Source organism: Vibrio sonorensis, from assembly GCF_001854765.1.
GTDB classification, from domain to species: domain Bacteria; phylum Pseudomonadota; class Gammaproteobacteria; order Enterobacterales; family Vibrionaceae; genus Vibrio; species Vibrio sonorensis.
In genome coordinates this window covers 18,399-43,954 of the sequence record NZ_LJJE01000129.1, presented here as the reverse complement: position 1 = coordinate 43,954, position 25,556 = coordinate 18,399, and the positions used below count along the sequence as shown (strand labels likewise).

Below are 25,556 nucleotides of genomic sequence, written 5' to 3'. Positions count from 1 at the left end.
CTAGGTCTCACCTAGTTGTTAATAAAACTGAATTGGAGTGAAAGTTATTCAAAGTCATAAGTGATGAGCATAAATCACGTGTTTATCACACTGGTTCATTTGCTCCTGCTGGGGATATGTGGAAAAATCACTGTAATTAAGAATTTATTAGAGGTTGGCCAGTGATAGATGGCGATGGTTACCGCTTAAATGTGGGAATTGTAATCTGTAACAACCATGGTCAGGTATTCTGGGCTAAGCGATACGGGCAACACTCGTGGCAGTTTCCCCAAGGGGGAATTGACGAAGGTGAAACTCCGGAACAAGCCATGTTTCGAGAGTTGTACGAAGAAGTAGGGCTGACTGAAAAAGACGTTAAAGTCGTTGCTACAAGTCGGCACTGGTTGAGGTATAAATTACCCAAGCGATTAGTTCGCTGGGATTCTAAACCTGTCTGTATCGGTCAAAAACAGAAATGGTTTCTACTGCGTCTTGATTGCGATGAGTCTAAGATCAATATGCTAAGAGGAAACTCACCTGAGTTCGATGGTTGGCGTTGGGTTAGCTATTGGTATCCAGTAAGGCAAGTTGTTTCATTTAAGCGCGATGTTTATCGACGTGCTATGAAAGAGTTTGCTTCGATGGCGATGCCTTTTAAAGAGCGCAAGTCTAAAGGTAAGAGAAAACAACGAAGAGGGTAGACATGCTTTCTCAACTAAGGGAAATAGTTGAACAGGTATCCAAAGTTGAAGATGTTCATCAGGCTTTGGATTTACTTGTAAAGCATACGTGTGATGCAATGCATACTGAGTGTTGCACCGTCTATCTTTCGAACGAAGAAATGCAACGCCTAGAACTGATGGCCACTCAAGGCTTGAGGTTCAAAGGCGACAAAATTCATATCCAGTTTTCGCAAGGGTTAGTTGGCCTGGTTAAACGCAGCGCAGAACCCCTAAACCTTGCCGAAGCTTCTAAACACCCTAATTACAAATATTTCTCCGCCTTAGGCGAAGAGGTTTATCACAGCTTTTTAGGAACCCCTATTATCTACCGAAAACAGGTGCTAGGTGTTCTGGTTGTCCAGCAAAAAACACCAAGACAGTTTACTGAGATGGAAGAGTCATTCTTAGTGACGCTTGCGGCTCAGTTGGCGGTGATTATTGCGCATGCTCAAGCTCAAGGTAATTGGTCTCTGGAGAAAAAACAGCAATCGATAAAAGGGATACCCGCTTCTTCTGGTGTCGCTATCGGCGAGTTTTGGTGGGACAACACTCAGCCTGATTTGGCAGATGTCTATCCAGCATCTGCCATTGATGTAGAGCAAGAACAGGAGTGGTTACTTCTGGCTATTGAGCAGGCTTTAGCTGATTTTAAACGCTTGCGTAAAAAGTTTGACAGTGAAATCAACAAAGACACGTTGGCGATTTTTGACCTGTTTACCCACTTGCTAAACGATCCCATGTTGCGCAACGATCTCAAGGCGCAGATTCAAAAGGGCGACCGGGCTGATTGGGCGCTGAGACAAGTTGTCGAATCGTACTCCAACCGATTTGCTCGCATGTCAGACGTGTATCTTAGAGAGCGAGCTCAAGATATTAAAGAGCTAGGTCAGCGATTACTTTTTTTCCTTCACAATACGGAAAAAGAGCAAATCTACTTTGATAAACCCGTTATTTTGGTTGTTCGAGAGCTTACGGCGACGCTTTTGGCATCGGTTCCCAAAGAGCAGTTATTGGCAGTCATTTCTCTTGAAGGAGCGGCTAACTCACACGCCGCTATTTTATCCAGAGCGCTGGGTATTCCTGCCGTAATGGGCGTGAACCTAAACCTAGACTCTATTCACGGCAAAAGCGGGATCGTTGATGGTTACAGTGGTGAAATTTTAGTTTCTCCTAGTCAGCAACTGCGAAAAGAGTATCAAGCGTTAGCCGATGAAGAGCGCGAGCTATCGCGCATGGTTAATGATCGAATCGAGCAACCGGCCTGTACTCAAGACGATGTCAGAGTGGAGGTGATGCTAAATGCTGGGTTGAGTGCCGATACTAATATTTCGGTGAACCAAGGTGTCGATGGTGTTGGACTTTATCGAACAGAAATTTCCTTTTTGTTGCAACACCGCTTTCCTTCTGAGGATGAGCAAGTTCAATTGTATCGTAGTGTACTAGAGGCCTACCCAGATAAACCTGTTGTAATGCGGACGTTAGATGTCGGGGGAGACAAGGCGCTTCCTTATTTGCCCATAGAAGAAGACAATCCTTTTTTGGGCTGGAGGGGGATCCGCTTTACCCTAGATCATCCCGATATATTCTTGATGCAAATTCGGGCAATGATGAAAGCGAGCGCAAAACACGGCAACTTGCGAATTCTTTTACCTATGGTCTCTGGAGCCAAAGAACTCGACGATGCTTTAGAGTTAATAGAAAGGGCTTATTTGGAAATTGAAGCCGTTGACAAATCGATCAAAATGCCTGAATTGGGCGTGATGGTTGAAGTGCCATCTATGCTCTATTTACTGCCTCTGATTGCGGAAAAAATTGATTTTGTTTCGGTTGGTACTAATGACCTGACGCAATATTTACTGGCGGTGGATCGCAACAATGCTCGGGTTGCTGATGTATATGAGTCAATGCACCCTGCAGTGGTCATGGCGCTGCAGCATATTCATCAAACCTGCGAAAAACTCAAACTGCCCGTCTGTATTTGTGGTGAACTGGCGGGTGATCCCATTGGCGCGATGTTAATGGTAGGGCTGGGATACCGCAGTCTAAGTATGAACACCTCGAACGTTGCCAAAGTCAAATATCTGCTTCGGCACACTCGTGTGGAAGAATTGAAAGAACTCGCCGAGCAGGCATTAGTTCAACCTTACGGCGATTCTATCTATGGTATGATGAGCGACTATTTTGAAAATAAAGGATTCGCTGGCTTTATTCGAGCTGGTAAAAAGTAGGGGTTGCTTGTGACGTTTGAACTATTGGGCTTATTGCTTCTTGTGGGGGCTTTTGTTGGTGTAATGGCTGGGTTGTTAGGTATTGGCGGAGGGCTGATCGTTGTACCCGCTCTGGTGTATCTACTTCCAAAAGCGGGCATCAGTCCCGATATCACAATGCACATCGCACTGGCTACTTCACTCGCTTCAATCATTGTCACTTCGGGCTCCTCTGCATTCAACCACCTAAAGCTTGGCAACGTCGATATGTATGTAATCAAGTGGCTGATGCCAGGTGTGGTAATTGGTGGGTTTATTGGAGCAAATGTCGCTGAATGGATACCTAGCCAATACTTACCCCGTGTATTTGGTGTCATCGTATTTTGTTTGTCCATCCAGATGTTCCGTTCTATTAAAGTGACTAGCAATAAGTCGATGCCAAGTAGCGGAATAACGACAGTATATGGTACTGGTATCGGTGTAGTATCGAGTCTCGCTGGGATTGGCGGCGGTTCTTTATCGGTTCCTTTTTTGAATCAACACGGTGTTGAAATGCGGAAGGCCGTCGGCTCTTCGTCGGTATGTGGTGTCTTTATTGCGTTATCAGGTATGGCTGGTTTTATTCTACACGGCTATCAAGCCGAGGGTTTGCCATCGTACAGCCTTGGCTATATCTATTTGCCAGCCTTGTTCGCCATTGCTGCAACGTCTATGCTAACCACCCGATTTGGGGCTAAATGGGCAACAAGTCTGCCAACAGCACAACTGAAAAAAATCTTTGCGGTATTTTTGATGTTTGTTGCTGGAACTATGTTGTTCTAAGAGCATCTCATTAAAGGGGCATGTTGCCTCATCTAAGAAAAAGAGAAAGAAAGTTATGTCTCAAGGGTATCTTGAATTTCCTAATATTGATCCTGTATTGGTGTCACTGGGGCCGGTCTCCATTCGTTGGTATGGTTTGATGTACTTAGTCGGCTTTGTGTTCGCATTGTGGTTAGCCAATCGCAGAGCTGACAGAGCGGGAAGCGGCTGGACGAGAGAACAAGTCTCTGATTTGCTGTTTGCCGGTTTTTTAGGGGTGGTGATTGGTGGTCGAGTAGGGTATGTCCTGTTTTACAACTTTGACCTGTTTATACAAGATCCGCTTTACCTATTTAAAGTCTGGACAGGTGGTATGTCTTTCCACGGTGGTTTACTTGGTGTGATTACCGCAATGTTTTGGTATGCAAAACGCAATCAAAGAACCTTCTTTGGTGTGGCAGATTTTATCGCTCCACTTGTGCCTTTTGGTTTAGGTATGGGACGTCTTGGCAACTTTATGAACAGCGAACTTTGGGGACGCGTTACCGACGTGCCTTGGGGCGTGGTTTTCCCAAATGGTGGGCCTTTACCTCGACACCCTTCTCAATTGTACGAGATGGCCTTGGAAGGTATCGTACTCTTCTTTATCCTCAACTGGTTTATTAAGAAACCAAGACCACTTGGCGCGGTATCTGGCCTGTTCTTAGCGGGATACGGTTTATTCCGATTCTTGGTAGAATACGTGCGTGAACCCGATGCGCATTTAGGTCTATTCGGTGGATATATTTCCATGGGGCAGATTTTGTCATTGCCAATGGTGATTATCGGTGCTGGTATGGTTGTTTGGGCATACAAACGCGGCCATTACTCAGACTCAATGACACAACAGAAAGTAAAATAAGGTGTTGCTGTGAAACAGTATTTAGATTTGTGTCAACGCATCGTTGACCATGGTGAATGGGTAGAAAACGAACGCACAGGTAAACGTTGTCTAACGGTGATTAACGCGGACCTCACTTATGATGTCGCTAACAATCAGTTTCCATTGGTGACGACGCGTAAAAGTTTTTGGAAAGCAGCAGTAGCCGAATTACTCGGTTATATTCGCGGTTATGACAGCGCGGAAGATTTCCGCAAGTTGGGTACCAAAACTTGGGATGCTAACGCAAATCTCAATGAAGCTTGGTTAAACAACCCTCATCGCAAAGGAGAGGATGATATGGGGCGCGTTTATGGCGTTCAGGGCCGCGCTTGGTCTAAGCCAGATGGTGGCCATATCGATCAGCTTCGGAAAATTGTGGATGACCTAAGTAAAGGCGTTGATGATAGAGGTGAAATCCTTAACTTTTACAATCCGGGTGAGTTCCATATGGGGTGTTTACGTCCATGTATGTACAGCCATCACTTTTCTTTACTCGGAGACACTCTGTATCTAAACAGTACTCAGCGTTCTTGTGATGTTCCTTTAGGCCTTAACTTTAATATGGTTCAGGTTTATGTATTCCTCGCAATTATGGCTCAGATCACTGGTAAGAAAGCGGGTGTCGCTTATCACAAGATAGTGAATGCTCACATATATGAAGATCAGCTAGAGCTAATGCGCGATGTTCAGTTGAAACGCGAGCCTCTATCTCCGCCACAGTTCCACATCAACCCAGAGATTAAGTCACTAGAAGACCTAGAGACTTGGGTAACATTAGATGATTTCGAAGTGACAGGCTACGAATGTCATGATGCGATTAAGTATCCGTTCTCGGTTTGATCGCCAGCTAAATCAATAATGACAAAAACAGCCTTCGAGGCTGTTTTTTTATCTTTCATTTTACAGGTAAACACTCAATTCAATTTCGTGTTGGGCCGGTACAGAGACAAAAAAAGGGGCTCATTAGAGCCCCTTTAAGCGATGGTAATTTTGTTTAGGTTGTTAGAGCAAGGATAGTTCCTGGCATGATAATAAATACAGCCATTAGATATCCAGCTACAACGGCTTTGTTTTTAATCGCCATTTCTGCGATGTAATCAGAACCTTTAACAGGTAGTTCACGCAGGAATGGAATACCGAAGATAAACACGGTTGCCATTAGGTTGAATACTAAGTGTACAAGCGCGATCTGAAGGGCGAACACCGCAAACTCACCAGAAACTGCCGTTGCAGCGAGTAGAGCAGTAATACAAGTACCTATGTTTGCACCAAGGGTGAATGGGTACACTTCGCGTACTTTCAGTACACCACTACCTACTAATGGCACCATAAGGCTGGTAGTCGTTGATGAAGATTGAACCAGAATTGTCACGATTGAACCCGAAGCGATACCGTGAATTGGACCACGACCAATAGCATTCTTTAGGATCTCGCGAGCGCGACCCACCATTAGGCTCTTCATCAGTTTACCCATAACCGTAATAGCGACGAAGATAGTCGTGATACCAATAGCGATAAGCAATACGCCGCCCATGGTGTCACCAAAGGCCGCTAATGGCTCTTTAACGGCACTAACAACAGGCTTAGTAATTGGTTTGATAAAGTTCAGACCTTTGATGCTCATATCACCAGTTGCAAGAAGCGGTGATACTAACCAATGAGAGATCTTTTCTAAGATACCAAACATCATCTCTAGAGGAAGGAAGATAACCACCGCTAGAAGATTGAAGAAGTCGTGAATGGTTGCACTAGCAAAAGCACGCTTAAACTCTGTTTTACAGCGCACGTGACCTAGGCTCACTAGGGTGTTCGTTACAGTTGTACCGATATTCGCGCCCATAACCATAGGGATAGCGGTTTCTACCGGTAGGCCACCAGCAACGAGGCCGACGATAATAGATGTTACTGTACTAGAAGATTGAATAAGTGCGGTTGCCACAAGGCCGATCATAAGGCCTGCTACTGGGTGAGAAGCAAATTCAAATAGGACTTTGGCTTGTTCGCCAGTTGCCCATTTAAAACCACTGCCTACCATAGATACTGCCAGCAGCAGTAGATATAACATGAATGCCAAGTTAGCCCAGCGTAACCAACGAGTGGTGCTCGAAATTGGCGCTGCTGTAGAAGTAGCTTGGTTCATCATAATTTTCTCCATTGACCGTTTAGATCTGTTTGGTCTGTTGTTGAAACTGTGGCCGATACTAGAGGGGAATTATTTCAGTAATATTACAGTTATATGTATCAATGATGATTTTGTTTGTTAGCTCAAAATTGAACTGTTTTTTTAGTTTTACATTTTAGTTAACTCGTTGTTTATTATGGTAAAAATAACAATTTGTAAGTGTGAGGGTAAAGTCTCAAAATTGCTTAAAATTTGGCCGTTTAGATTTGTGTACAAAGTTTGAATATGACAAATATGACACTTATGTAATTGTTGATTTCGGAAAAAATCATTAAAATCTTTTTATTCTTCGTAAATTCCGAACTGTTGCTGTCATGGCGGTGGTTTGATATAAAACTGCTTCCCTATCTATAGGTTTCATGAATGTCACATTTAAACTATAACCATCTCTATTATTTCTGGATGGTATGTAAACAGGGATCGGTCACTAAGGCGGCAGATGCACTGTTTTTAACGCCGCAGACGGTCACCGGACAAATTAAAGCGTTAGAAGATCGCATGTCTGGCAAGCTCACTAAGAGAAACGGCAGAAGTGTTGAACCTACTGAGTTAGGGCAACTGGTGTTTAAATATGCCGATCGCATGTTTGGACTGAGCTATGAAATGCTCGATATCGTTAATTACAGTCAGCGATCAAATCTGTTGTTTGACGTTGGGGTTGCTGATGCGCTGTCAAAACGGCTAGTGAGTAAAGTCCTTTTGAATACGGTTCCCGCAGACAACAGTATTCACTTGCGGTGTTTTGAATCGACACACGAAATGCTGTTAGAGCAACTGTCTCAACACAAGTTGGATATGATTTTATCTGACTGTCCAGTTGATTCTAGTCAAAGCCCTGGTTTGTACAGTAAAAAACTCGGTGAAAGCAGTATGAGCTTTTTTTGCTCCGGTTATGTGGGAAACGTGAGCTTCCCAGCTTTTCTAGAGCAGAGAAAGCTCCTTATCCCCGGCAGCCGAACAGCGATGGGACGAAAAGTTTTGCAGTGGTTCGATAGGCAAGGGATACAACCAAATATTTTGGGCGAGTTTGATGATGTTGCTTTAATGAAGGCCTTTGCTCGATACCACAGTGACGTGATTTTTCTTGCGCCCACTCTATATCTAGATGAAGTAGGCGACGAGCTTCCTTTACAGCTTATTGGGCAACCAGAAGACCTCAAAGAGGAGTATTACGTCATATTTGCAGAGCGGATGATCCAGCATCCAGCAGTAAAAAATGTGTGTGACGCAGATTTTGGCTCTTTGTTTAAGTGAAAACTTTTCATCGCATAGTCAATTGATTTATTATTAATCAAATTAATAAAACCATGCTCGTTGTTTTACTTGTTTCACAAAACAAAGGTCAAGCAGTGGGTAGAAGTGTACTTAAGCTTTAATGGTGGGCGAGTTCCAACGACGTTCTCTTTTTGTTAGTTTATCCAGCCTTCGGCCAATAAATCGGACAAATTGACCAAGAGATTACGTCGCCTAGTGTGATAATCTTCGTGACTTTATTCAGGCTAGTGAGTGGTAGAAGTGCAGTTGTTCTAAGGAGTACCAGCCAATGAACTTACAAGAAATGGAAAAGAATTCCGCGAGAGCCGTGGTGTTGCTCAAGGCAATGGCCAATGAACGTCGCTTACAGATATTGTGCTTGTTACACGACCAAGAACTTTCTGTTGGAGAGCTATGCAGTAAACTAGAGCTTAGTCAGTCGGCACTTTCTCAACATTTGGCTTGGTTGCGTAGAGATGGGCTTGTCAACACTCGCAAAGAAGCGCAAACGGTGTTCTATACATTGAGCAGTGAAGAAGTGAAAGCGATGATCAAGTTGTTACACGGTCTTTATTGCAGTGTTTAATGGAATTTTAGATATAAAAAAACCGGCGAAAGCGGTTTTTTCTTCACTGACGAATCAAGTTGCTATTAAAGCGCTTTGATTTGTGCAGAGAAACGAGACTTATGACGAGCTGCTTTATTCTTGTGAATAAGGCCTTTAGTCGCCATGCGGTCTAGGATAGGTGTAACTACAGCGAATGCAGCAGTTGCAGCTTCTTTGTCGCCTGCTTCGATAGCAGCAACTGTTTTCTTCATGTAAGTGCGCATCATAGAACGACGGCTAGCATTGTGCTGACGACGTTTCTCAGCCTGGATAGCGCGCTTCTTAGCAGATTTACTATTTGCCAAGGGTCTAACTCCCAAAAACTTTAATTCGGTGACAATTTAAGGGCGAGGAATATCCCCTATTTGCGCTCAAATGTCAAATGATTTGTGCAAAAACCAATCGAAGCCAAAACAAATTTTGGATTAGAGAGGTCATCGCGGTTAAGATGGCGGGGATTCTAACAGTATTTTTTTTGCAATGCTAATACTTATCTACCCTCATTTCGACTTTCCGCAATTTAGTTGAGGTTTGACTGAGGATTAGCACTCTATTGAGGTATCCGTGAGTAAACGTCTGCTCAAGTCTGGCATGATTGTCAGCGCCATGACTCTTATTTCACGCGTGCTTGGCTTAGTCAGGGACGTAGTGGTGGCAAATCTAATGGGGGCAGGTGCCAGTGCCGATGTCTTTTTCTTTGCCAATAAAATTCCCAATTTTCTGCGTCGCTTGTTTGGTGAAGGTGCATTCTCTCAAGCATTCGTCCCTGTACTGACTGAATACCAAGCTCAAGGTGATATGGATAAAACTCGCCAGCTAATCGCTAGAGTGGCGGGGACCTTAGGGGTTATTGTCTCTGTTGTCACCCTACTAGGGGTCTTGGGTTCTGGAGCCGTTACAGCATTATTCGGTGCCGGATGGTTTATTGATTGGCTTAACGATGGTCCTTCCGCTGGTAAGTTTGAACTGGCCAGCTTTATGCTGAAGATAACTTTCCCCTATCTGTGGTTTATTACTTTTGTCGCATTATCTGGGGCAATACTCAACACTTTGGGGAAATTTGCGGTTTCTTCATTTACCCCTGTCTTTCTCAATGTGATGATTATTCTTTCCGCTTGGTTTATCTCCCCTCTATTAAGCCAACCGGAAGTGGGGTTAGCTATCGGAGTTTTCCTCGGTGGTTTGGTTCAATTTCTATTTCAGATCCCCTTCTTAATAAAAGCGGGTGTGATGGTAAAACCCAAATGGGGTTGGCGCGATCCCGGCGTGGTTAAAATTAGAACCTTGATGATCCCCGCTCTTTTTGGTGTATCGGTCAGTCAAATCAACTTGCTGCTAGATACCTTTATTGCGAGTTTTCTACAGACGGGATCAATCAGTTGGCTCTACTATTCTGATCGACTGTTAGAGTTCCCACTTGGTCTGTTTGGTATTGCTATCGCTACGGTGATTCTGCCTACCTTATCGAGAAAGCACGTCGATGTGGAGCACAGCGCATTTGCTGCCACTATGGACTGGGGTGTGAAAATGGTGGTGTTATTAGGCTTGCCTGCGATGCTCGGTTTGATGTTTTTGGCTAAACCTATGCTGATGGTACTCTTTATGAGAGGGGAGTTCTCGCCACAAGATGTGGAGTTTGCTTCACTTTCTCTTATGGCTTACGCGGCCGGTTTGCTCAACTTTATGCTAATCAAAGTACTGGCTCCTGGTTATTATTCTCGCCAAGATACGAAAACTCCGGTGCGCTACGGCATAATCGCTATGGCTACCAATATGGTATTCAACCTTATCTTTGCTTGGTTCTATGGCTACATTGGATTGGCGATAGCTACCTCTTTGTCTGCTTTGGTCAATATGTCACTTCTTTATCGCGGTTTACATCAAAGTCAGGTATATCGCCTGACTAAAGGGACGCTGGTCTTTATAGCCAAAGTGATCGCAGCGGGTGGTGCTATGGTCGCCGTCTTGTTGAGCTTACTTGAAGAGATGCACGTCTGGTTGGCATGGAGCTTTGCTGAACGCGTTTTTTGGTTAGCGGGGCTTATTGGCGCTGGTGCTTTCACCTATCTGATTGCGTTACTTGTTTTGGGAGTTCGATTCAACATTTAAAAGCGGTGGTCGAGTAATTAGTTTGTGTTCCTCGCGTTAAGTCGACAGGGCTTGCTCCATTCTGTCTGGTTTTCTACCAGACAGCGATTTTAAGTCGCTTGGGGATAGTATATAATCCGTCGGTTTCAAAATCGGCAAATTTAATAGGTTTTTGGCAGCTCCAATGGAATTGATTCGCGGAATTCACAATCTCAACCCTAGTCACGCTGGGTGTGTATTGACCATTGGCAATTTCGATGGTGTGCATTTGGGGCACCAAGAAGTACTGTCACAAGTGATCGAGAAAGCTCATCGTATGGGGTTAGCCTCCACGGTGATGACCTTTGAGCCTCAACCTCTGGAACTGTTTGCTAGAGAGCGAGCACCCGCCCGTCTTACTCGTTTAAGAGACAAGTTTGTCCAATTGGGTAAGTTAGGTGTTGATCGCTTGGTGTGCATTAACTTCAATGCACAATTTGCTGATATGACTGCCGACCATTTCATCTCCGATCTTTTGGTTAAAAAGCTTGGTGTAAAGTACTTAGTCGTCGGTGATGATTTTTGCTTTGGTAGAGGTCGTCAAGGCAACTTTAAAATGCTTGAGCAGGCTGGAGCGCGAATGGGCTTTGAAGTGGTCAGCACACAGAGTTTTTGCCTATCTGAACAGAGAGTGAGTAGCACTGCTATTAGAGATGCTCTCGCGCGTGACAACCTTATTTCTGCTTCTGAAATGCTCGGAAGAGATTACAGTATTAGCGGCCGTGTTTCACATGGTCGCAAACTGGGACGAACCATAGGTTTTCCTACCGCAAATATCCCTTTGAAACGATGTGTATCACCGGTTTCCGGTGTGTATGTCGTAAAGGCGTTGGGGTTAGGTGAGCAAGCTTTGGGTGGTGTTGCTAATATAGGTAACAGGCCAACCGTTAACGGTGTTCGTCAACAGTTAGAGGTCCACTTGTTCGATTTTCAAGGGGACTTATATGGTAAGCAGCTAGAGATAGTGCTGCTCCACAAGCTTCGAAATGAGCAAAAATTTGAATCTTTTGAAGCATTAAAACAGCAAATTGAATTGGATGCTGAAGCAGCTCGGGTGTGGTTGCGTCAGTGAGCAAGCCAAAGGGTTTAGTCCACCGGATGGCACAATGTCTAATTATCGCCCAACACAACGGAATTAAGAATCGATGAGTGATTATAAAGATACCCTGAACTTACCAGAAACAGGGTTTCCAATGCGCGGAAATCTGGCCAACAGAGAGCCAGAAATGCTTAAGCGTTGGTACAAAGAAGATCTTTACGGAGAAATTCGTAAAGCGAAGAAAGGTAAAAAATCTTTCGTATTGCACGATGGCCCTCCATACGCCAACGGCGATATCCACATTGGTCACGCACTAAACAAGATTCTTAAAGACATTATTATCAAATCCAAAACGCTGTCGGGTTTTGACGCTCCTTACATTCCTGGCTGGGACTGCCACGGTCTGCCTATTGAACTAATGGTAGAAAAGAAAGTGGGCAAACCGGGTCAAAAAGTAACGGCTGGTGAGTTTCGCGAAAAGTGTCGCAATTACGCAGCGGGTCAGGTTGAAGGCCAAAAAGAGAGCTTTAAACGCCTGGGTATTTTAGGCGAGTGGGACAAGCCCTACCGCACGATGGACTTTGCCACTGAAGCGAACATCATTCGCGCCTTGGGCAAGATTGCTGACAATGGTCACCTTTTAAAAGGCTTTAAGCCTGTCCACTGGTGTACAGATTGTGGCAGTGCGTTGGCGGAAGCGGAAGTCGAGTACAAAGATAAAGTATCTCCTTCTATCGACGTGCGTTTTAAAGCCGCAGATCAGTCGGCACTAGAAGATAAATTCTCCTTGCTCAAAGATCACAAAGGCCATGGAGATATCTCAATTGTTATCTGGACAACAACGCCTTGGACACTTCCTGCAAACCGCGCCGTGTGTTTGCGTGATGATCTTGAATACGTATTAATTCAAGTGGAAGGCGACAACCCTGAGCGTATCGTTGTCGCTTCTGAACTCGCGAAAGACGTGATGGATCGCGCGGGCATTGAACATTTCCACAACCTAGGTTTTGCGAAAGGTGCTGACTTAGAGTTGTCTCAGTTCCAACACCCTTTCTACGACTTTACCGTGCCAGCCATTTTGGGCGATCACGTAACCACCGATTCAGGTACAGGTGTTGTTCATACAGCGCCAGGGCATGGTCAAGAAGACTTCGCGGTAGGTCAGCAATACGACCTAGAAGTGGCTAACCCTGTTGGCTCCAATGGCGTTTACCTACCAGATACTGAGCTGTTTGCTGGTCAGCACGTATTTAAAGCTAATGACGCCGTTGTTGAGGTGTTAAAAGAAAAAGGCGCCCTGCTACATCACCACGCTTATGAGCACAGCTACCCTCACTGCTGGCGTCACAAGACTCCGATTATCTTCAGAGCAACACCTCAATGGTTTGTTTCTATGGATCAAGCGGGTCTTCGTTCCAAAGCGCTTGAAGCAATCAAAAATGTTGAATGGATGCCGGATTGGGGTCAGAGCCGTATTGAAGGTATGATTGAAGGTCGCCCTGAATGGTGTATTTCTCGCCAGCGTACTTGGGGTGTGCCAATAGCTCTCTTTGTCCATAAAGAGACGGCAGAGCTTCATCCAAATAGCTCTGAGTTGATTGAGAAAGTAGCTCAACTTGTCGAGCAAAAAGGCATTCAAGCATGGTGGGATGTTGAGCCAGCAGAGTTGCTAGGTGATGATGCAGACAAATATGAGAAAGTACTCGATACCCTAGACGTTTGGTTCGATTCGGGTGTGACTCACTACTCGGTTGTCGATGCTCGTGAAGAGTACAACGGAAATGCATCTGATCTGTACTTAGAAGGTTCAGACCAACACCGCGGCTGGTTCCAGTCTTCGCTTATCTCTTCGATTGCGATGAAAGATGAAGCGCCTTACAAGCAAGTTTTAACTCATGGTTTTGTGGTTGATGGACACGGGCGTAAGATGTCTAAGTCTATCGGCAACGTAGTTGCACCAAAAGATGTGACTAACAAGCTAGGTGCAGATATTTTACGCCTTTGGGTTGCATCCACAGACTACACTGGTGAAGTTGCGGTTTCTGATGAGATCCTTAAACGCAGTGCCGATGCGTATCGCCGTATCCGCAACACTTCGCGTTTCTTCCTCGCCAACTTGAGCGGCTTTGATCCATCAACTGATTTAGTCGCACCACAAGATATGGTGGCATTGGATCGCTGGGCAGTTGCTAGAGCATTTGCTGCACAAGAAGAGATTATCAAGGCGTACAATGAGTACAACACTCATGCTGTTATGCAGCGCCTGATGCACTTCTGTTCTATCGAAATGGGTTCTTTCTACCTAGATATTATCAAAGACCGTCAATACACTGCGAAGCTGGGCGGACACGCTCAACGCAGTTGCCAAACAGCGCTGTACTACATTGTAGAAGCGCTGGTTCGTTGGATGGCTCCGATTATGTCATTCACCGCTGATGAAATTTGGAATCAAATGCCAGGCGAACGCGGTAAATTTGTCTTTGCTGATGAGTGGTACGAAGGTCTATTCGACTTGCAAGAAGGTGAAGAGCTGAACAATGAATTCTGGTCAGAAATTCAAGAGATTCGCGGAGCTGTCAACAAGCTTCTAGAAGCGGCGAGAAGTGAAAAAACGATAGGTGGTTCTCTACAAGCTGAAGTGACACTTTATGTTGATGATGCGCTTTTGGAAAAAGTGAATCGCCTAGAAGACGAACTTCGCTTTGTACTTTTGACGTCCTCAGCCGTTGTCAAACCGCTGTCCGAAAAAACGGCGACAGCGCAAGAGACGGAAGTTGAAGGCCTGTTTGTTGAAGTGGTTGCCACTGAGGCAGAGAAATGTGATCGTTGTTGGCATCACACTTCAGACGTTGGTACTATCTCAGGACATGAAACCATCTGTGGTCGCTGTGTCTCCAACGTTGAAGGCGAAGGTGAAACGCGACAATTTGCCTAAGAAGTGAGTGTAATGAGTGAGAATGTTTTGACTTTAAAACAGTCTGGTGTCCGCTGGCTATGGCTAGCGGTCGTCATCTTTTTTGCCGATATCGCGATTAAGCTCGTGGTTATGAACAATATGGGTTATGGGTGGGCTAATCGCATAGAGATATTGCCATTCTTTAACTTGTTGTACGTGCATAACTATGGTGCTGCCTTTAGTTTCTTAAGCGATCAATCGGGCTGGCAGCGTTGGTTCTTTACTGGTATTGCCATTGTTGTGACAAGCTTATTGACTTACTGGATGAGTAAACTGCCAGCAAAAGAGAAGTGGAACAATATTGCCTACGCGATGATTATCGGTGGTGCGGTTGGCAATGTTTTCGACCGAATCGTGCACGGTTTTGTGGTCGATTACCTAGATTTCTACTGGGGAGCGTATCACTGGCCTGCATTCAATCTCGCCGATAGTACTATCTGTGTTGGTGCTGCGATGATCATTCTCGACGGTTTTCGCAAAAATGAACAGAGCGAAAACTAGGCTCATATTACAATAACCCTAGGCGCTGTCCGTTGATTCGGACGGCGCTTTTTACTATAAAAAGACAGGTTCTAGCCTGATAATCGAAAGGAAGCCCTAACGTGACCACCATTGCTAAAAATTCTGCAGTGACACTGCACTTCACAATTAAATTGAATGATGGCTCTGTAGCGACAGTACTCATAACATGGGTAAACCTGCCAAATTGATTATTGGTGATGGAAGTCTTAGTGAAAGCTTTGAAAATTGTCTGCTCGGTTTAGTTCAGGGTGATGAAAGAGCGATTGAACTAAAAGCGCAAGACGCATTTGGCATGCCTAATCCAGACAATGTGCACCACATGGATCGCGCGAAGTTTGTCGGTGACGCCGAAGTGGAAGTTGGCACTATTATGGCGTTTTCAGGCCTGATGGAGCAGAAATACCGGGAATAATTACAGAAGTGGCGGGTGATTCAGTGACGGTTGATTTCAACCATCCTCTTGCTGGGCAGGATGTGACTTTTGAAGTTGAAATTTTGTCGGTAGAATAGCGACCCAAAAAAGAAAGATACCATGAGCAATGCAATGAAAATTTTACTCGCTAATCCACGTGGCTTTTGCGCCGGAGTGGATAGAGCTATCAGCATAGTGGAGCGTGCGCTAGAAATGTACCAGCCTCCGATCTATGTTCGACATGAAGTGGTTCACAATCGATTTGTCGTTGAGGGCTTAAAGCAACGAGGCGCGATCTTTGTTGAAGAGCTTTGTGAAGTCCCCGATGATAACATTGTTATCTTTTCTGCTCATGGGGTGTCTCAGGCGGTAAGACAAGAGGCGAAGCAGCGCGATCTAACGGTGTTTGATGCTACGTGCCCACTAGTAACCAAAGTCCATATGGAAGTCGCTCGTGCGAGTCGAAAACACATGGAAGTGGTATTGATTGGTCATGCAGGTCACCCTGAAGTAGAAGGTACCATGGGTCAGTATGCCAGTGAGTCCGGTGGTATGTATCTGGTCGAAAAACCAGAAGAAGTCATATTGTTAAAAGACCAAGTCAAAGACCCGTCCCATCTTCATTATGTTAGTCAAACTACGTTGTCTGTTGATGAAACGGCAGACGTAATCGAAGAACTGCGCCGCGTTTTCCCTGATATACAAGGTCCGCGCAAAGACGACATCTGTTACGCAACCCAGAACCGACAAGATGCGATACGCGAGTTAGCGTATATGGTTGATGTAGTTGTGGTTGTGGGCTCTAAGAACTCTTCTAATTCTACCCGACTGAAAGAGCTGGCAGAGAAGCTAGGCACACCTGGCTATCTCACCGACTGCCCTGAAGACATCGATCCCAAATGGTTCGATGGAAAAGTGAAAGTGGGTGTTACCGCTGGAGCTTCAGCACCGGAAGAGTTGGTTGATCAGATCATTAACCGCATAAAAGAGTTGGGTGCAGACGAAGTTGAAAATGTATTAGGCCGCGAAGAAAACATGTTTTTTGAAGTGCCGAAAGAGTTGCAAGTCAAACAGATTGATTGAGTAAAACTTTAGATATAATTAAGGGGCTCCGATTAGGAGCCCCTTTCTATTTTACTTGCTTATTCGTCAACGAGATAAGCTGACCAAAAGTGAAGAAAACTAGGCAGTTTCAGCGACGCCTTTTGGTTTCTCTTCGCTAGGCAAGTCTGATTCCCCTTTACCTTTTGAAGTTTTAATTACGTATGCCGCTGCGGTTACTGCGAACAGAACACCAGCAATAGTTGAAGTGACGATTGGTAATCCAAACCCTAAAGTTGCATTGTTTAGAATAAAGGTGACACATACTGTTGTCATAAACATCGCCGGTACGGTAGTGATCCAGTGAAGCTTGTTATGGCGCAGCAAGTATGCCGATGCTGTCCAAAGCATCATTACCGCCGTTGATTGGTTGGCAAAACCGAAGTAGCGCCAAATTACACCAAAATCTACTTGGGTTAGGATGCCACCAATCACAAACAGCGGTAGTGCCATCAGTAGGCGATTGCGCAGTGTCTTTTGCTCCATGCCAAAGTATTCAGCGAGAATTAGGCGGCTTGAGCGGAATGCAGTATCACCAGAAGTGATAGGCAAGATCACGACTCCTAAGAAAGCAACGATACCGCCAAATACACCCAGTAGACCAAAGGAAGCGCTGTAAACCACGTTACCTGGACCGCCGTTCTTCACTGCTTCTGAAAGCGCGTCTAAGGAGCCGAAGAAAGAAAGCGCAATTGCACACCAGATAAGAGCGATAACACCTTCGCCGATCATTGCTCCGTAAAAGACAAAGCGACCGTTCTTTTCATTTTCCATACAGCGAGCCATAAGAGGAGACTGAGTTGCATGGAAGCCTGAAATTGCACCACAAGCAATGGTGATAAATAGAGCAGGCCAAAGTGGAAGGTCATTCGGGTTCATGTTAGTAAACATATCGCTTACTTCGAAGCTACCCATAACAGTATGCTCAGAAGAGAAGGCGACAGCCGTCATTAGGCCAACCGACATAAAGATAAGCAGTGCGCCGAATAGCGGGTAGAAGCGGCCAATGATCTTGTCGACCGGTACGATTGTCGCAATGATGTAGTACGCAAAGATGGCTACAACCATAGTGGTCATAGTTACGGTCAGGTCAGTTTGATCATTGATCAGGTTAGTGATCATACCTGCTGGAGCAGAAACGAAAACGACACCGACTAGCAGTAGTAGAACAATGGCAAAGATGTTCATAAAGTGTTTTGCGCCATTGCCTAGATACTTACCAGTGATAGTTGGAACCGAAGCTCCGCCGTTGCGTACCGACAACATACCAGAGAAGTAGTCGTGGACCGCACCTGCAAAAATACAGCCTACAACAATCCAGAGCATTGCAGCTGGACCGTATAGCGCACCCATAATCGGACCAAAAATTGGGCCAACGCCAGCAATGTTTAGAAGCTGAACTAAGTAGACTTTTTTGGTCGACATTGGTACAAAGTCCACGCCATCACCTTTAGTGTGTGCTGGAGTTTGACGTTTTTCGTTGATGCCGAAGATTTTTTCAACAAAGGCACCGTAGATAAAGTATCCGCCGATTAGTGCAGCGACACAGGTTAAAAACCACATCATAGCGATTCTTCCTTAATCAATTTTAATAAGCTCATGTTCGATAATATAAACAACGAGGTCGAGTGACATTCGCTTTAGGAGTGAGTGGTCGTATTACCTGTTAAGTGGTCTCTAGGCTAGATAAGCGGTTTTTTTGTTCTCGGAGTGGCATTCTGATGGATTTAGTGGTTTTATTAAATTAAGTCCCTGAATTTCGGAAGAGAATACAATGAATAAAATGTGGTTATTCGCAATGCTAGTAACTCTTACAGCCTGTTCCACTCAATATGAGTCGGGAGGTGATTGGTACCAAAAAGGCTATCAGGATGGGATCAGAGGACATGCAGAGCGCTCTAATAGTTCTATGGCGGCAGTCAATGGTGAGCAACGCGCCCAGTATGATCAAGGCTACTTAATAGGGGTTAAAGAGTATTGTAACCCTAATTTTGCCTACCAAATAGGGCTCTCGGGCCAAGTTTATGAAGGGGTGTGTGAAGGAATGGAAGAGGCTCAGAAATTCCGTATGGAGTGGCAACGCGGTTGGAATGATTACACCCACTAATCCGGTCTGTCTTCTCACAAGGAGAAGACGCTATGATTCGACTGACTATTTTACTTTTGGGGCTACTGGTTCACGTAGCCTCAAGTAACGGCAAAACCTTAAACGGATTTGACCTTAACAATGCGCTTGTTGATTCTGATTTGATTTTAGCAGGCGGCCCGCCAAAAGATGGCATTCCAGCCATTGATAACCCCAAATTTACTTCTGCCGATAAGGTTACGTATCTTCACGACGATGACGTGGTTATGGGGGTAACAATCAATGGTGTTTCCAAGGCTTATCCACTGCGGATCCTAATTTGGCACGAAATTGTCAATGACGAGTTCCAAGACAAAACCGTTGTGATCACTTATTGCCCTTTATGCGGTACTGGAATGGTGTTTGACGGTGAGGTGAATGGTACTAAGCGAACGTTTGGCGTTTCCGGACTTCTCTATCAGAGTGATGTTCTTATGTATGACAGACAAACTGAATCGCTATGGAGTCAACTCGGTCTTAAATCTGTCTCGGGAAAAGAAAAAGGTGCGCGTCTCAATTGGTTGCCCAGTCATCAAATGACGTGGAAAGCTTGGAAGGAAAACTATCCCCAGAGTTTAGTGCTGTCATTAGATACAGGATTTAACCGCAATTACTTTGCTAATGCCTACTACTCTTATTTCCAATCGGATTCTCCTATGTTTCCTGTCCCATCTAATCGAAATGAGTTACCTGCGAAATCTTGGGTATTGGGTGTACTGATCGATGATCGTGCTAAGGCTTACCAAATTAGCGGATTAGACCAAGCACTCTCTTTAGAAGACCAAGTACAAGGCAAACGAATTAAAGTCTCTTTTGATCCTAAAACTCGTATGCCTTTGGTGGTCACCGAAAATGGCGAGATAGTGCCATCTGTTATGGTCTTCTGGTTTGCTTGGCAAGCTTTTTATCCCTCAACAGAGCTCTGGCAGCTCAATTAGACGGCGGGTTGTTTTCGACAGCCGTGCGCAAGAAACCGTTACTCTTGTTAAGCTGGGCTTGGGCTGTCGTCTTATCTAATCCGGTCAACAGCATCAAAATGGTCAGTTTGACGTCATAGTCCGTCTGTTCAAGAGTGTTAACTGCTGTCTCTTTGTCGCAATCTGTCGCTTGCATTACAATGCGAGCCGCTCTAGCGACCAGTTTTTCATTGGTTGCTTTTACATCTACCATCAAATTTTGATAGCTCTTTCCCAATCGAATCATGCTAGCAGTGGTCAGCATGTTCAGAACCAGTTTTTGTGCGGTCCCCGATTTTAATCGAGTTGAGCCTGTCAGGGCTTCTGGGCCTACAAGGGGACTAATTGCCACGTCAGCAATTTCAGCGATGGGCGAAGAGGGGTTACAAGAAACGGCGACCGTTCCAGAACCTTGAGTATTGGCATATTCTAGAGCCCCGATTACATAGGGGGTACGTCCGCTCGCCGCGATACCAACAACCACGTCTTTATCAGAAATGGCAAGCTGTTTGAGGTCACTTTGACCTAGGCTTGTGGAATCTTCAGCGCCTTCTTTCGCTTTAAACATGGCGTCTTTGCCGCCGGCAATCAAACCTATGACCATCTGATCAGACACGCCAAATGTTGGTGGGCATTCTGAAGCGTCAAGTACCCCTAAGCGGCCACTTGTACCAGCACCGATATAGATAAGCCTACCTCCTCGCTTAAAGGTGTCGGTTATCAAATCAACAGCTTGAGCTATCTCAGGTAATACGTTTTCGATCGCTATGGGAACCTGTTTATCCTGCTCGTTAATTCGTTTGACGATGTCGATAGCGGGTAACAGGTCGATATCCATAGTGTCGGGATTTCTTCCTTCCGATACCAGTTTCGACAGTGCAGAAATAAGAGCGTCATTGGTCATGTTGATTCCTATCTTTTAAGACGGTTAGTTAGCGTGGTAAAGGACGCCGAGAGAAGCGGTTTGGCTTGCTCCGGTAACTTCGGGTAAGTTACTTGGCAGTCCGTGCCATCGTCGCTGTGCCAGCCATGCAAACGCGATCGCTTCCATATTGTCACTCTTAATACCATAGTGGTCGGTTGTGGCTACCGACCAGTGTGGCAATAAGTCTGTTAAGCGATCCATTAATAAGGTGTTGTTAGCACCACCGCCACAAACCAGTACTTTGGGGTTATTGCCGTACTTAAAATGGGCAATTTGATCTGAAATAGAACGGGCAGTAAATTCACATAAAGTTCTTTGAACATCAATGTCTTCAAGAGTTCGTCCCTGTAACTGCTGTTTTAGCCAAGGCAGGTTGTAATGTTCCCGTCCGGTACTCTTTGGGTAGGGAGCGGATAGATAAGGGTCACTTAATAGGGTGCTGAGTAAGTCGGGATCGACTCGGCCTGTTTAGCCCAAGCGCCATCTTTGTCGTAGGCTTGGTTCAAGCTTTGGGATATCCAAGCATCCATCAGCATATTTCCCGGTCCGGTATCGTAGCCTATGGTGGCCTGATTTGGTTGAAGTACTGAAATGTTGGCTATCCCACCGATATTGAGTATCACCACGCTCGAATCTTTTGCGGCAAAAACGGCTTGATGAAAGGCAGGAACCAAGGGAGCGCCTTGTCCACCTAGTGCCATATCTTTGCGACGAAAATCGGCGATAGTGGTGATTCCTGTTTTAGCGGCGATAATATTGGCATCGCCCAACTGAATAGTAAAAGGGGATTCACCGTGGGGATGGTGGTAAACGGTTTGTCCGTGATTTCCCACCGCAGTGATCTCTGAAGCTGAGATATTCGCTTTGGCCAGCAGGGCTAAGATCGCATCGGAAAAGAGTTGGCCTAACTGATGATCTAGTCGACCTACCGTTGCTAAGTTGGTTGGCTGACCTAAACAGATGTCGAGCAATTCTTGTTTAAGGCTACTGGGGAACGGGTAGTCGTTGGCGCATAACTCTTTGGGAACGCCATTTTCAAATTCGACTAAAACGGTGTCGATACTGTCCATACTCGTACCAGACATTACACCAATAAAGCGCTCTCTACTCATGAATCTACAAACTCTATCTCAGGTTATCTTTCTAATTTACCAGTAAAAATAGACACACTCTCACTATTTTTTTCATCTAGTGCTAACATGCGTGTTCAAGTGTCGTCATTGACAACTGAAATGGCAAGTTAGGACAAGAGGATTTAAACATGGGACCATTGTGGGTTGATGTAGCTGGGTACGAGCTGACTGCAGAAGACAAAGAAATTATCGCTCATCCAACCGTTGGTGGCGTCATCCTGTTTGCTCGAAACTACCACGATAACGAACAGTTGATTGAGCTCAACCGCTCTATTCGCGAAGCGGCCAAACGTCCCATCTTAATTGGTGTGGATCAGGAAGGTGGATTAGTCCAGAGATTTAAACAAGGCTTCTCTTTGATCCCGCCCGCTCAGGCATATGGTCGCCACGCAGAGGGAGAACAGCTTGCGCAACAAGGCGGTTGGTTGATGGCGGCAGAACTTATTGCTCACGACGTCGACCTGAGTTTTGCGCCAGTGTTAGATATGGGATATGACTGTAAGGCGATTCGCAGTCGAGCATTTGGCGAAGACACCGATACCATTGTCAAACTGAGTACGGCGTATATGCGAGGAATGAAAGCCATAGGTATGTCGACGACTGGCAAGCACTTTCCTGGTCACGGTGGCGTGGTAGCGGATTCTCACCTTGAGACGCCAGTAGACGGTCGGAGTGATATTTTTGAGCGGGATATGGCAGTGTTTAAAGCTCAGATCCAAGCTGGAACCTTAGATGCTATGATGCCCGCTCATGTGATTTACCCACACTATGACGACCAGCCTGCAAGTGGCTCGGAGTTCTGGTTGAAAACCATCTTAAGAGAGAAGCTAGGATTTAAAGGTATTATCTTCTCGGACGATCTTACTATGGAAGGTGCTACGGTGATGGGAAGCCCTGCCGCGCGCTCTCATCAGGCTTTGGTAGCGGGGTGCGATATGATTTTGGTATGCAACCAAAGAGACGCTCAAATTGAAGTGCTGGATCATCTTCCTATTATGGAAACGCCTGTGGCCAATCAGTTGTTGCGCGGCAAGAGCTTCACTTTCAGCGAGCTAAAACTCACCACTGAATGGAAAGAGGCGAGTAAGGCAATGCAAAAAGTGATGGATGAATGGCAAAACCACTGCTAATGAAAACCCAGCATCTCTTTTAGTGTTTTTAGGTAGCGACGACTGACAGGAACTAAGTTGTCGCTAACGGTAACGATCTCAGCCAGTCCGTTTTCTAACAGTTTTATCTCTTTAATTGCTTTTATGTTGACCAAGTATTGTCGGTGGCAACGAACTAAGTGTGTTTTTTCTTCTAGCACTTTCAGGGTCAATTGGCTGGTGGCTTTTTGGTTATTTGTGACAACTTGTACACCAGAGAGATCACTGTAGGCCAGTTCCACTTCCTTGGTCGCGATAATCACTATGCGATTGTGACCAACGCAAGGCACTTGGTCCAGCTGTATAGGGGCTAGCTTTGCAAGGTCTGGCTGGTGGCTTTGCTGTTTGTTGAGTCTATCAAGTGTTTTATCTAGCCTGTTTTCATCAACAGGCTTGAGTAGATAGTCGAACGCGTTGTCTTCAAATGCTTGGATCGCATACTGGTCATAGGCGGTGACAAAAACCACTTTAGGCATGGTATCAGGATCGAGCATCCCCAGTAGTTCAATACCAGTCACTTGGGGCATTTGAATATCGAGAAATACCACATCCGGCTTTAAGTGATTGATCTTTTTGAGGCCTTCAATAGCATTGCTCGCTTGTGCTATCACTTCAACTTTACCGCTCTCGGTAAGAAGTTCCGTTAACTCTTCACGAGCCAGAAGTTCATCATCTATCACTAACGCTGACAGCATTTTATTACCTTATCCTCATTCGTGATTTGGGATCACGAAACTCATCCTTGTGTACTTATTGGGCATGGAATCAATTTCAAGGGACGCGATTCTACCAAACATATTGGAAAGGCGTTTATCGACAATTTCCATGCCTAAGCCACTATGGCCCTGTTCTGGCTTTTGATAACAACCAGCATTGTCTTCAACCACTATTTTTATCCCGTTGCTGACTTCTTGACTGAAAATTCGGATTTCTCCGCTTTCCAATAGATTAGAAGTCCCGTGTTTGATCGCATTCTCAACCAGAGGCTGCAATGTAAAGGTGGGGAGTTTTTTATCCAAAAGTTCACTATCAATATCGATGTCGACTTCAAGACGATCGGCAAAACGGGCTTTTTCTATTGTTAGATATGCGCTGACGTGGGCCAGTTCTTCTCTTAGTGTGACAGTTTCAACGTTCTGTTTCAGGTTGCTGCGGAAAAATTGAGAGAGATGCTGGATTAACTCTCTTGCTTTGCTTGGTTCGCGGCGAATGACGGCACTGATAGTGTTTAAGGCGTTAAACAAAAAATGTGGATTGACTTGTGCGTGTAATAGCTTGATTTCGGCCTGTGAAAGTAAGGTTTGCTTTTGTTGATAGTCGCCGTACAGAATTTGGCTAGAAAGCAACTGAGCAATCCCCTGAGCCATGGACATATTGATGGTGGAAAATAGCTTTCGCTTGGGTTCGTATAGCTTAATAGTACCAATAACCTTGTCTCCGGTACGTAGAGGAATGATTAAAGCAGACCCCAGTTTACAATCCTTGGAAATCGAACATTGATATGGTTTATCTTTGCCATCGAGATAGATGATGTTGTTTTTTTCAATCGCCTCTAGAGTACTTTGCGAAGAAATTGGAGTTTCTGGCTTGTGGTGGTCATCGCCAATTCCGACAAAGGCGAGTATTTTTTCATCATCAGTAATAGATACCGCTCCAACACTGGTTTCTTCGTAGACAATACGCGCGATTTTTTCGGCGTTTTGACTATTAAAGCCAGAAGCCAATATACCGACAGAACGCTCTGCAATATTCAGTGCCCGCTTAGAAAACGTGGCAGAGTACTCTTCGAAAATAGTTTTGCGGTCTTGCAGTATGCTCATAAACAGCGCAGCACCCACTGAATTGGCGATGATCATTGGGGCGGCAATAGCAGAAACTAAGCTGTAGGCTTGGTCGAAAGGTTTAGCGACAATGAGAATGATCGCCATTTGGACGATTTCGGCAACTAGGGTTACGGCGAATACAATACTAGGGCTAAAGAGAAGAATGCCTTTGCCTTTTCTCAGCAGGTAAGTATGCAGTAAACCACCGATCAAACCTTCTGCGGTGGTTGAAATCGCGCAGGCTACATCCGTAAACCCTCCTAGAGTATATCGATGTAATCCCCCTGTAAGGCCAACAAAAAAGCCGACTACCGGCCCTCCAAATAGCCCCCCCATAACAGCACCGATCGCTCTAGTGTTGGCGATAGCGTCGTTTATCTGTAAACCAAAATAGGTGCCCATAATGCAAAAGAGAGAAAAAAGGACATAGACACTTACTTTGTGGCTTAAGCGATTAGAAATGCTGAGAAGCGGCAAAAAAATGGGGGTTTTACTCAGCATATAAGCCAGTACTAAGTAAACACACATCTGTTGCAGTAAAGAAAGGATCAGATCCATAAGCTGGCCCATAGAGAGTGAGGGCTTTATTCTAACCTTATTTGAGAAGAAAAGGCA

Annotated in this window: 21 protein-coding genes and 2 pseudogenes; 16 read left to right on the top strand and 7 right to left on the bottom strand. The window is 45.1% G+C overall.

Features of this window, described 5'->3' with window-relative positions; all coding sequences use genetic code 11:
• Positions 1 to 161: 161 nt before the first annotated feature.
• Genes rppH through BLO31_RS22575 form a run of 5 tightly spaced genes read left to right on the top strand, consistent with a single transcriptional unit; the run spans position 162 to position 5,471 of the window.
• Positions 162 to 680, top strand: coding sequence for an RNA pyrophosphohydrolase (gene rppH, locus BLO31_RS22595; protein ID WP_070972308.1), 519 nt, complete (start codon positions 162 to 164; stop codon positions 678 to 680).
• 2 nt (positions 681 to 682) lie between these two features.
• Positions 683 to 2,929, top strand: a complete 2,247-nt coding sequence (ptsP, locus tag BLO31_RS22590; RefSeq protein ID WP_070972305.1) for a phosphoenolpyruvate--protein phosphotransferase — start codon at positions 683 to 685, stop codon at positions 2,927 to 2,929.
• A 9-nt stretch (positions 2,930 to 2,938) separates the two neighbouring features.
• On the top strand, positions 2,939 to 3,730 hold the full coding sequence (locus tag BLO31_RS22585; protein WP_070972302.1) for a sulfite exporter TauE/SafE family protein: 792 nt from the start codon (positions 2,939 to 2,941) through the stop codon (positions 3,728 to 3,730).
• 55 nt (positions 3,731 to 3,785) lie between these two features.
• Entirely contained in the window at positions 3,786 to 4,610 is an 825-nt protein-coding gene (gene lgt / locus BLO31_RS22580; RefSeq protein ID WP_070972299.1) for a prolipoprotein diacylglyceryl transferase, read from the top strand.
• A 9-nt stretch (positions 4,611 to 4,619) separates the two neighbouring features.
• Positions 4,620 to 5,471 carry a thymidylate synthase gene (locus BLO31_RS22575; protein WP_070972296.1) on the top strand — a complete coding sequence of 284 codons (852 nt, stop codon included), beginning with the start codon at positions 4,620 to 4,622 and terminating at the stop codon, positions 5,469 to 5,471.
• A 154-nt stretch (positions 5,472 to 5,625) separates the two neighbouring features.
• Here the strand turns inward: BLO31_RS22575 and BLO31_RS22570 are convergent, their stop codons facing one another.
• On the bottom strand, positions 5,626 to 6,771 hold the full coding sequence (locus BLO31_RS22570; RefSeq protein WP_070972428.1) for a Na/Pi symporter: 1,146 nt from the start codon (positions 6,769 to 6,771) through the stop codon (positions 5,626 to 5,628).
• A gap of 405 nt (positions 6,772 to 7,176) precedes the next feature.
• On the opposite strand from BLO31_RS22570, the gene nhaR reads away from it, so the two are divergent.
• Positions 7,177 to 8,067 (top strand): transcriptional activator NhaR, encoded by an 891-nt coding sequence (nhaR, locus tag BLO31_RS22565; protein WP_070972293.1) that lies wholly within the window; start codon positions 7,177 to 7,179, stop codon positions 8,065 to 8,067.
• Positions 8,068 to 8,356: 289 nt separating this feature from the next.
• Positions 8,357 to 8,653 (top strand): ArsR/SmtB family transcription factor, encoded by a 297-nt coding sequence (locus tag BLO31_RS22560; RefSeq protein ID WP_070972289.1) that lies wholly within the window; start codon positions 8,357 to 8,359, stop codon positions 8,651 to 8,653.
• A 65-nt stretch (positions 8,654 to 8,718) separates the two neighbouring features.
• Here BLO31_RS22560 and rpsT read toward each other — a convergent pair whose 3' ends face one another.
• Positions 8,719 to 8,979: a 30S ribosomal protein S20 gene (rpsT, locus tag BLO31_RS22555; protein ID WP_041156978.1), complete on the bottom strand. Its 261-nt coding sequence runs from the start codon at positions 8,977 to 8,979 to the stop codon at positions 8,719 to 8,721.
• A 259-nt stretch (positions 8,980 to 9,238) separates the two neighbouring features.
• Between rpsT and murJ the strand changes: the two genes are divergently transcribed.
• From murJ to ispH, 6 genes and pseudogenes are all read left to right on the top strand, one after another.
• The gene (murJ, locus tag BLO31_RS22550) at positions 9,239 to 10,783 is read left to right on the top strand and encodes a murein biosynthesis integral membrane protein MurJ (RefSeq protein WP_070972286.1); all 1,545 of its coding nucleotides are present in this window, start codon (positions 9,239 to 9,241) and stop codon (positions 10,781 to 10,783) included.
• A 163-nt stretch (positions 10,784 to 10,946) separates the two neighbouring features.
• Positions 10,947 to 11,873: a bifunctional riboflavin kinase/FAD synthetase gene (gene ribF / locus BLO31_RS22545; protein ID WP_070972283.1), complete on the top strand. Its 927-nt coding sequence runs from the start codon at positions 10,947 to 10,949 to the stop codon at positions 11,871 to 11,873.
• A 73-nt stretch (positions 11,874 to 11,946) separates the two neighbouring features.
• Positions 11,947 to 14,775 carry an isoleucine--tRNA ligase gene (ileS, locus tag BLO31_RS22540; protein WP_070972280.1) on the top strand — a complete coding sequence of 943 codons (2,829 nt, stop codon included), beginning with the start codon at positions 11,947 to 11,949 and terminating at the stop codon, positions 14,773 to 14,775.
• 12 nt (positions 14,776 to 14,787) lie between these two features.
• Entirely contained in the window at positions 14,788 to 15,297 is a 510-nt protein-coding gene (gene lspA / locus BLO31_RS22535) for a signal peptidase II (protein ID WP_070972278.1), read from the top strand.
• A 101-nt stretch (positions 15,298 to 15,398) separates the two neighbouring features.
• Positions 15,399 to 15,828: pseudogene (fkpB, locus tag BLO31_RS22530) on the top strand (FKBP-type peptidyl-prolyl cis-trans isomerase).
• Between the two features lie 22 nt (positions 15,829 to 15,850).
• Complete coding sequence (ispH, locus tag BLO31_RS22525; RefSeq protein ID WP_070972275.1) at positions 15,851 to 16,813, top strand: 4-hydroxy-3-methylbut-2-enyl diphosphate reductase; 963 nt, start codon at positions 15,851 to 15,853, stop codon at positions 16,811 to 16,813.
• Positions 16,814 to 16,912: 99 nt separating this feature from the next.
• Here the strand turns inward: ispH and BLO31_RS22520 are convergent, their stop codons facing one another.
• The gene (locus tag BLO31_RS22520) at positions 16,913 to 18,397 is read right to left on the bottom strand and encodes a carbon starvation CstA family protein (protein ID WP_070972272.1); all 1,485 of its coding nucleotides are present in this window, start codon (positions 18,395 to 18,397) and stop codon (positions 16,913 to 16,915) included.
• Between the two features lie 208 nt (positions 18,398 to 18,605).
• Between BLO31_RS22520 and BLO31_RS22515 the strand changes: the two genes are divergently transcribed.
• Together BLO31_RS22515 and BLO31_RS22510 are read left to right on the top strand one after the other, a co-directional pair.
• Complete coding sequence (locus BLO31_RS22515) at positions 18,606 to 18,938, top strand: DUF2799 domain-containing protein (protein WP_070972269.1); 333 nt, start codon at positions 18,606 to 18,608, stop codon at positions 18,936 to 18,938.
• Between the two features lie 32 nt (positions 18,939 to 18,970).
• The gene (locus BLO31_RS22510; RefSeq protein ID WP_070972266.1) at positions 18,971 to 19,894 is read left to right on the top strand and encodes a DUF3179 domain-containing protein; all 924 of its coding nucleotides are present in this window, start codon (positions 18,971 to 18,973) and stop codon (positions 19,892 to 19,894) included.
• Here BLO31_RS22510 and murQ read toward each other — a convergent pair.
• Positions 19,887 to 20,816, bottom strand: a complete 930-nt coding sequence (murQ, locus tag BLO31_RS22505) for an N-acetylmuramic acid 6-phosphate etherase (RefSeq protein WP_070972263.1) — start codon at positions 20,814 to 20,816, stop codon at positions 19,887 to 19,889. The two genes, BLO31_RS22510 and murQ, sit on opposite strands and share 8 nt — an antisense overlap.
• 24 nt (positions 20,817 to 20,840) lie before the next feature.
• Positions 20,841 to 21,949: pseudogene (locus tag BLO31_RS22500) on the bottom strand (anhydro-N-acetylmuramic acid kinase).
• 149 nt (positions 21,950 to 22,098) lie between these two features.
• Between BLO31_RS22500 and nagZ the strand changes: the two are divergent.
• Positions 22,099 to 23,100, top strand: coding sequence for a beta-N-acetylhexosaminidase (nagZ, locus tag BLO31_RS22495; protein ID WP_070972260.1), 1,002 nt, complete (start codon positions 22,099 to 22,101; stop codon positions 23,098 to 23,100).
• Here nagZ and btsR read toward each other — a convergent pair.
• Both btsR and BLO31_RS22485 read right to left on the bottom strand, forming a co-directional pair.
• Complete coding sequence (gene btsR, locus BLO31_RS22490; protein ID WP_070972257.1) at positions 23,097 to 23,813, bottom strand: two-component system response regulator BtsR; 717 nt, start codon at positions 23,811 to 23,813, stop codon at positions 23,097 to 23,099. The two genes, nagZ and btsR, sit on opposite strands and share 4 nt — an antisense overlap.
• Positions 23,814 to 23,828: 15 nt before the next feature.
• A complete protein-coding gene (locus tag BLO31_RS22485) occupies positions 23,829 to 25,499 on the bottom strand; it encodes a sensor histidine kinase (RefSeq protein WP_070972425.1) in 1,671 nt (556 codons plus the stop codon).
• Positions 25,500 to 25,556 lie beyond the last annotated feature (57 nt).

Coding starts and splice junctions, on each gene's coding strand:
- ptsP (WP_070972305.1), top strand. CDS start 683: ATGCTTTCTCAACTAAGGGAAATAGTTGAACAGGTATCCAAAGTTGAA.
- lgt (WP_070972299.1), top strand. CDS start 3,786: ATGTCTCAAGGGTATCTTGAATTTCCTAATATTGATCCTGTATTGGTG.
- BLO31_RS22570 (WP_070972428.1), bottom strand. CDS start 6,771: ATGAACCAAGCTACTTCTACAGCAGCGCCAATTTCGAGCACCACTCGT.
- nhaR (WP_070972293.1), top strand. CDS start 7,177: ATGTCACATTTAAACTATAACCATCTCTATTATTTCTGGATGGTATGT.
- BLO31_RS22560 (WP_070972289.1), top strand. CDS start 8,357: ATGAACTTACAAGAAATGGAAAAGAATTCCGCGAGAGCCGTGGTGTTG.
- ribF (WP_070972283.1), top strand. CDS start 10,947: ATGGAATTGATTCGCGGAATTCACAATCTCAACCCTAGTCACGCTGGG.
- ileS (WP_070972280.1), top strand. CDS start 11,947: ATGAGTGATTATAAAGATACCCTGAACTTACCAGAAACAGGGTTTCCA.
- lspA (WP_070972278.1), top strand. CDS start 14,788: ATGAGTGAGAATGTTTTGACTTTAAAACAGTCTGGTGTCCGCTGGCTA.
- ispH (WP_070972275.1), top strand. CDS start 15,851: ATGAGCAATGCAATGAAAATTTTACTCGCTAATCCACGTGGCTTTTGC.
- BLO31_RS22520 (WP_070972272.1), bottom strand. CDS start 18,397: ATGATGTGGTTTTTAACCTGTGTCGCTGCACTAATCGGCGGATACTTT.
- BLO31_RS22515 (WP_070972269.1), top strand. CDS start 18,606: ATGAATAAAATGTGGTTATTCGCAATGCTAGTAACTCTTACAGCCTGT.
- BLO31_RS22510 (WP_070972266.1), top strand. CDS start 18,971: ATGATTCGACTGACTATTTTACTTTTGGGGCTACTGGTTCACGTAGCC.
- murQ (WP_070972263.1), bottom strand. CDS start 20,816: ATGACCAATGACGCTCTTATTTCTGCACTGTCGAAACTGGTATCGGAA.
- nagZ (WP_070972260.1), top strand. CDS start 22,099: ATGGGACCATTGTGGGTTGATGTAGCTGGGTACGAGCTGACTGCAGAA.
- btsR (WP_070972257.1), bottom strand. CDS start 23,813: ATGCTGTCAGCGTTAGTGATAGATGATGAACTTCTGGCTCGTGAAGAG.
- BLO31_RS22485 (WP_070972425.1), bottom strand. CDS start 25,499: ATGGATCTGATCCTTTCTTTACTGCAACAGATGTGTGTTTACTTAGTA.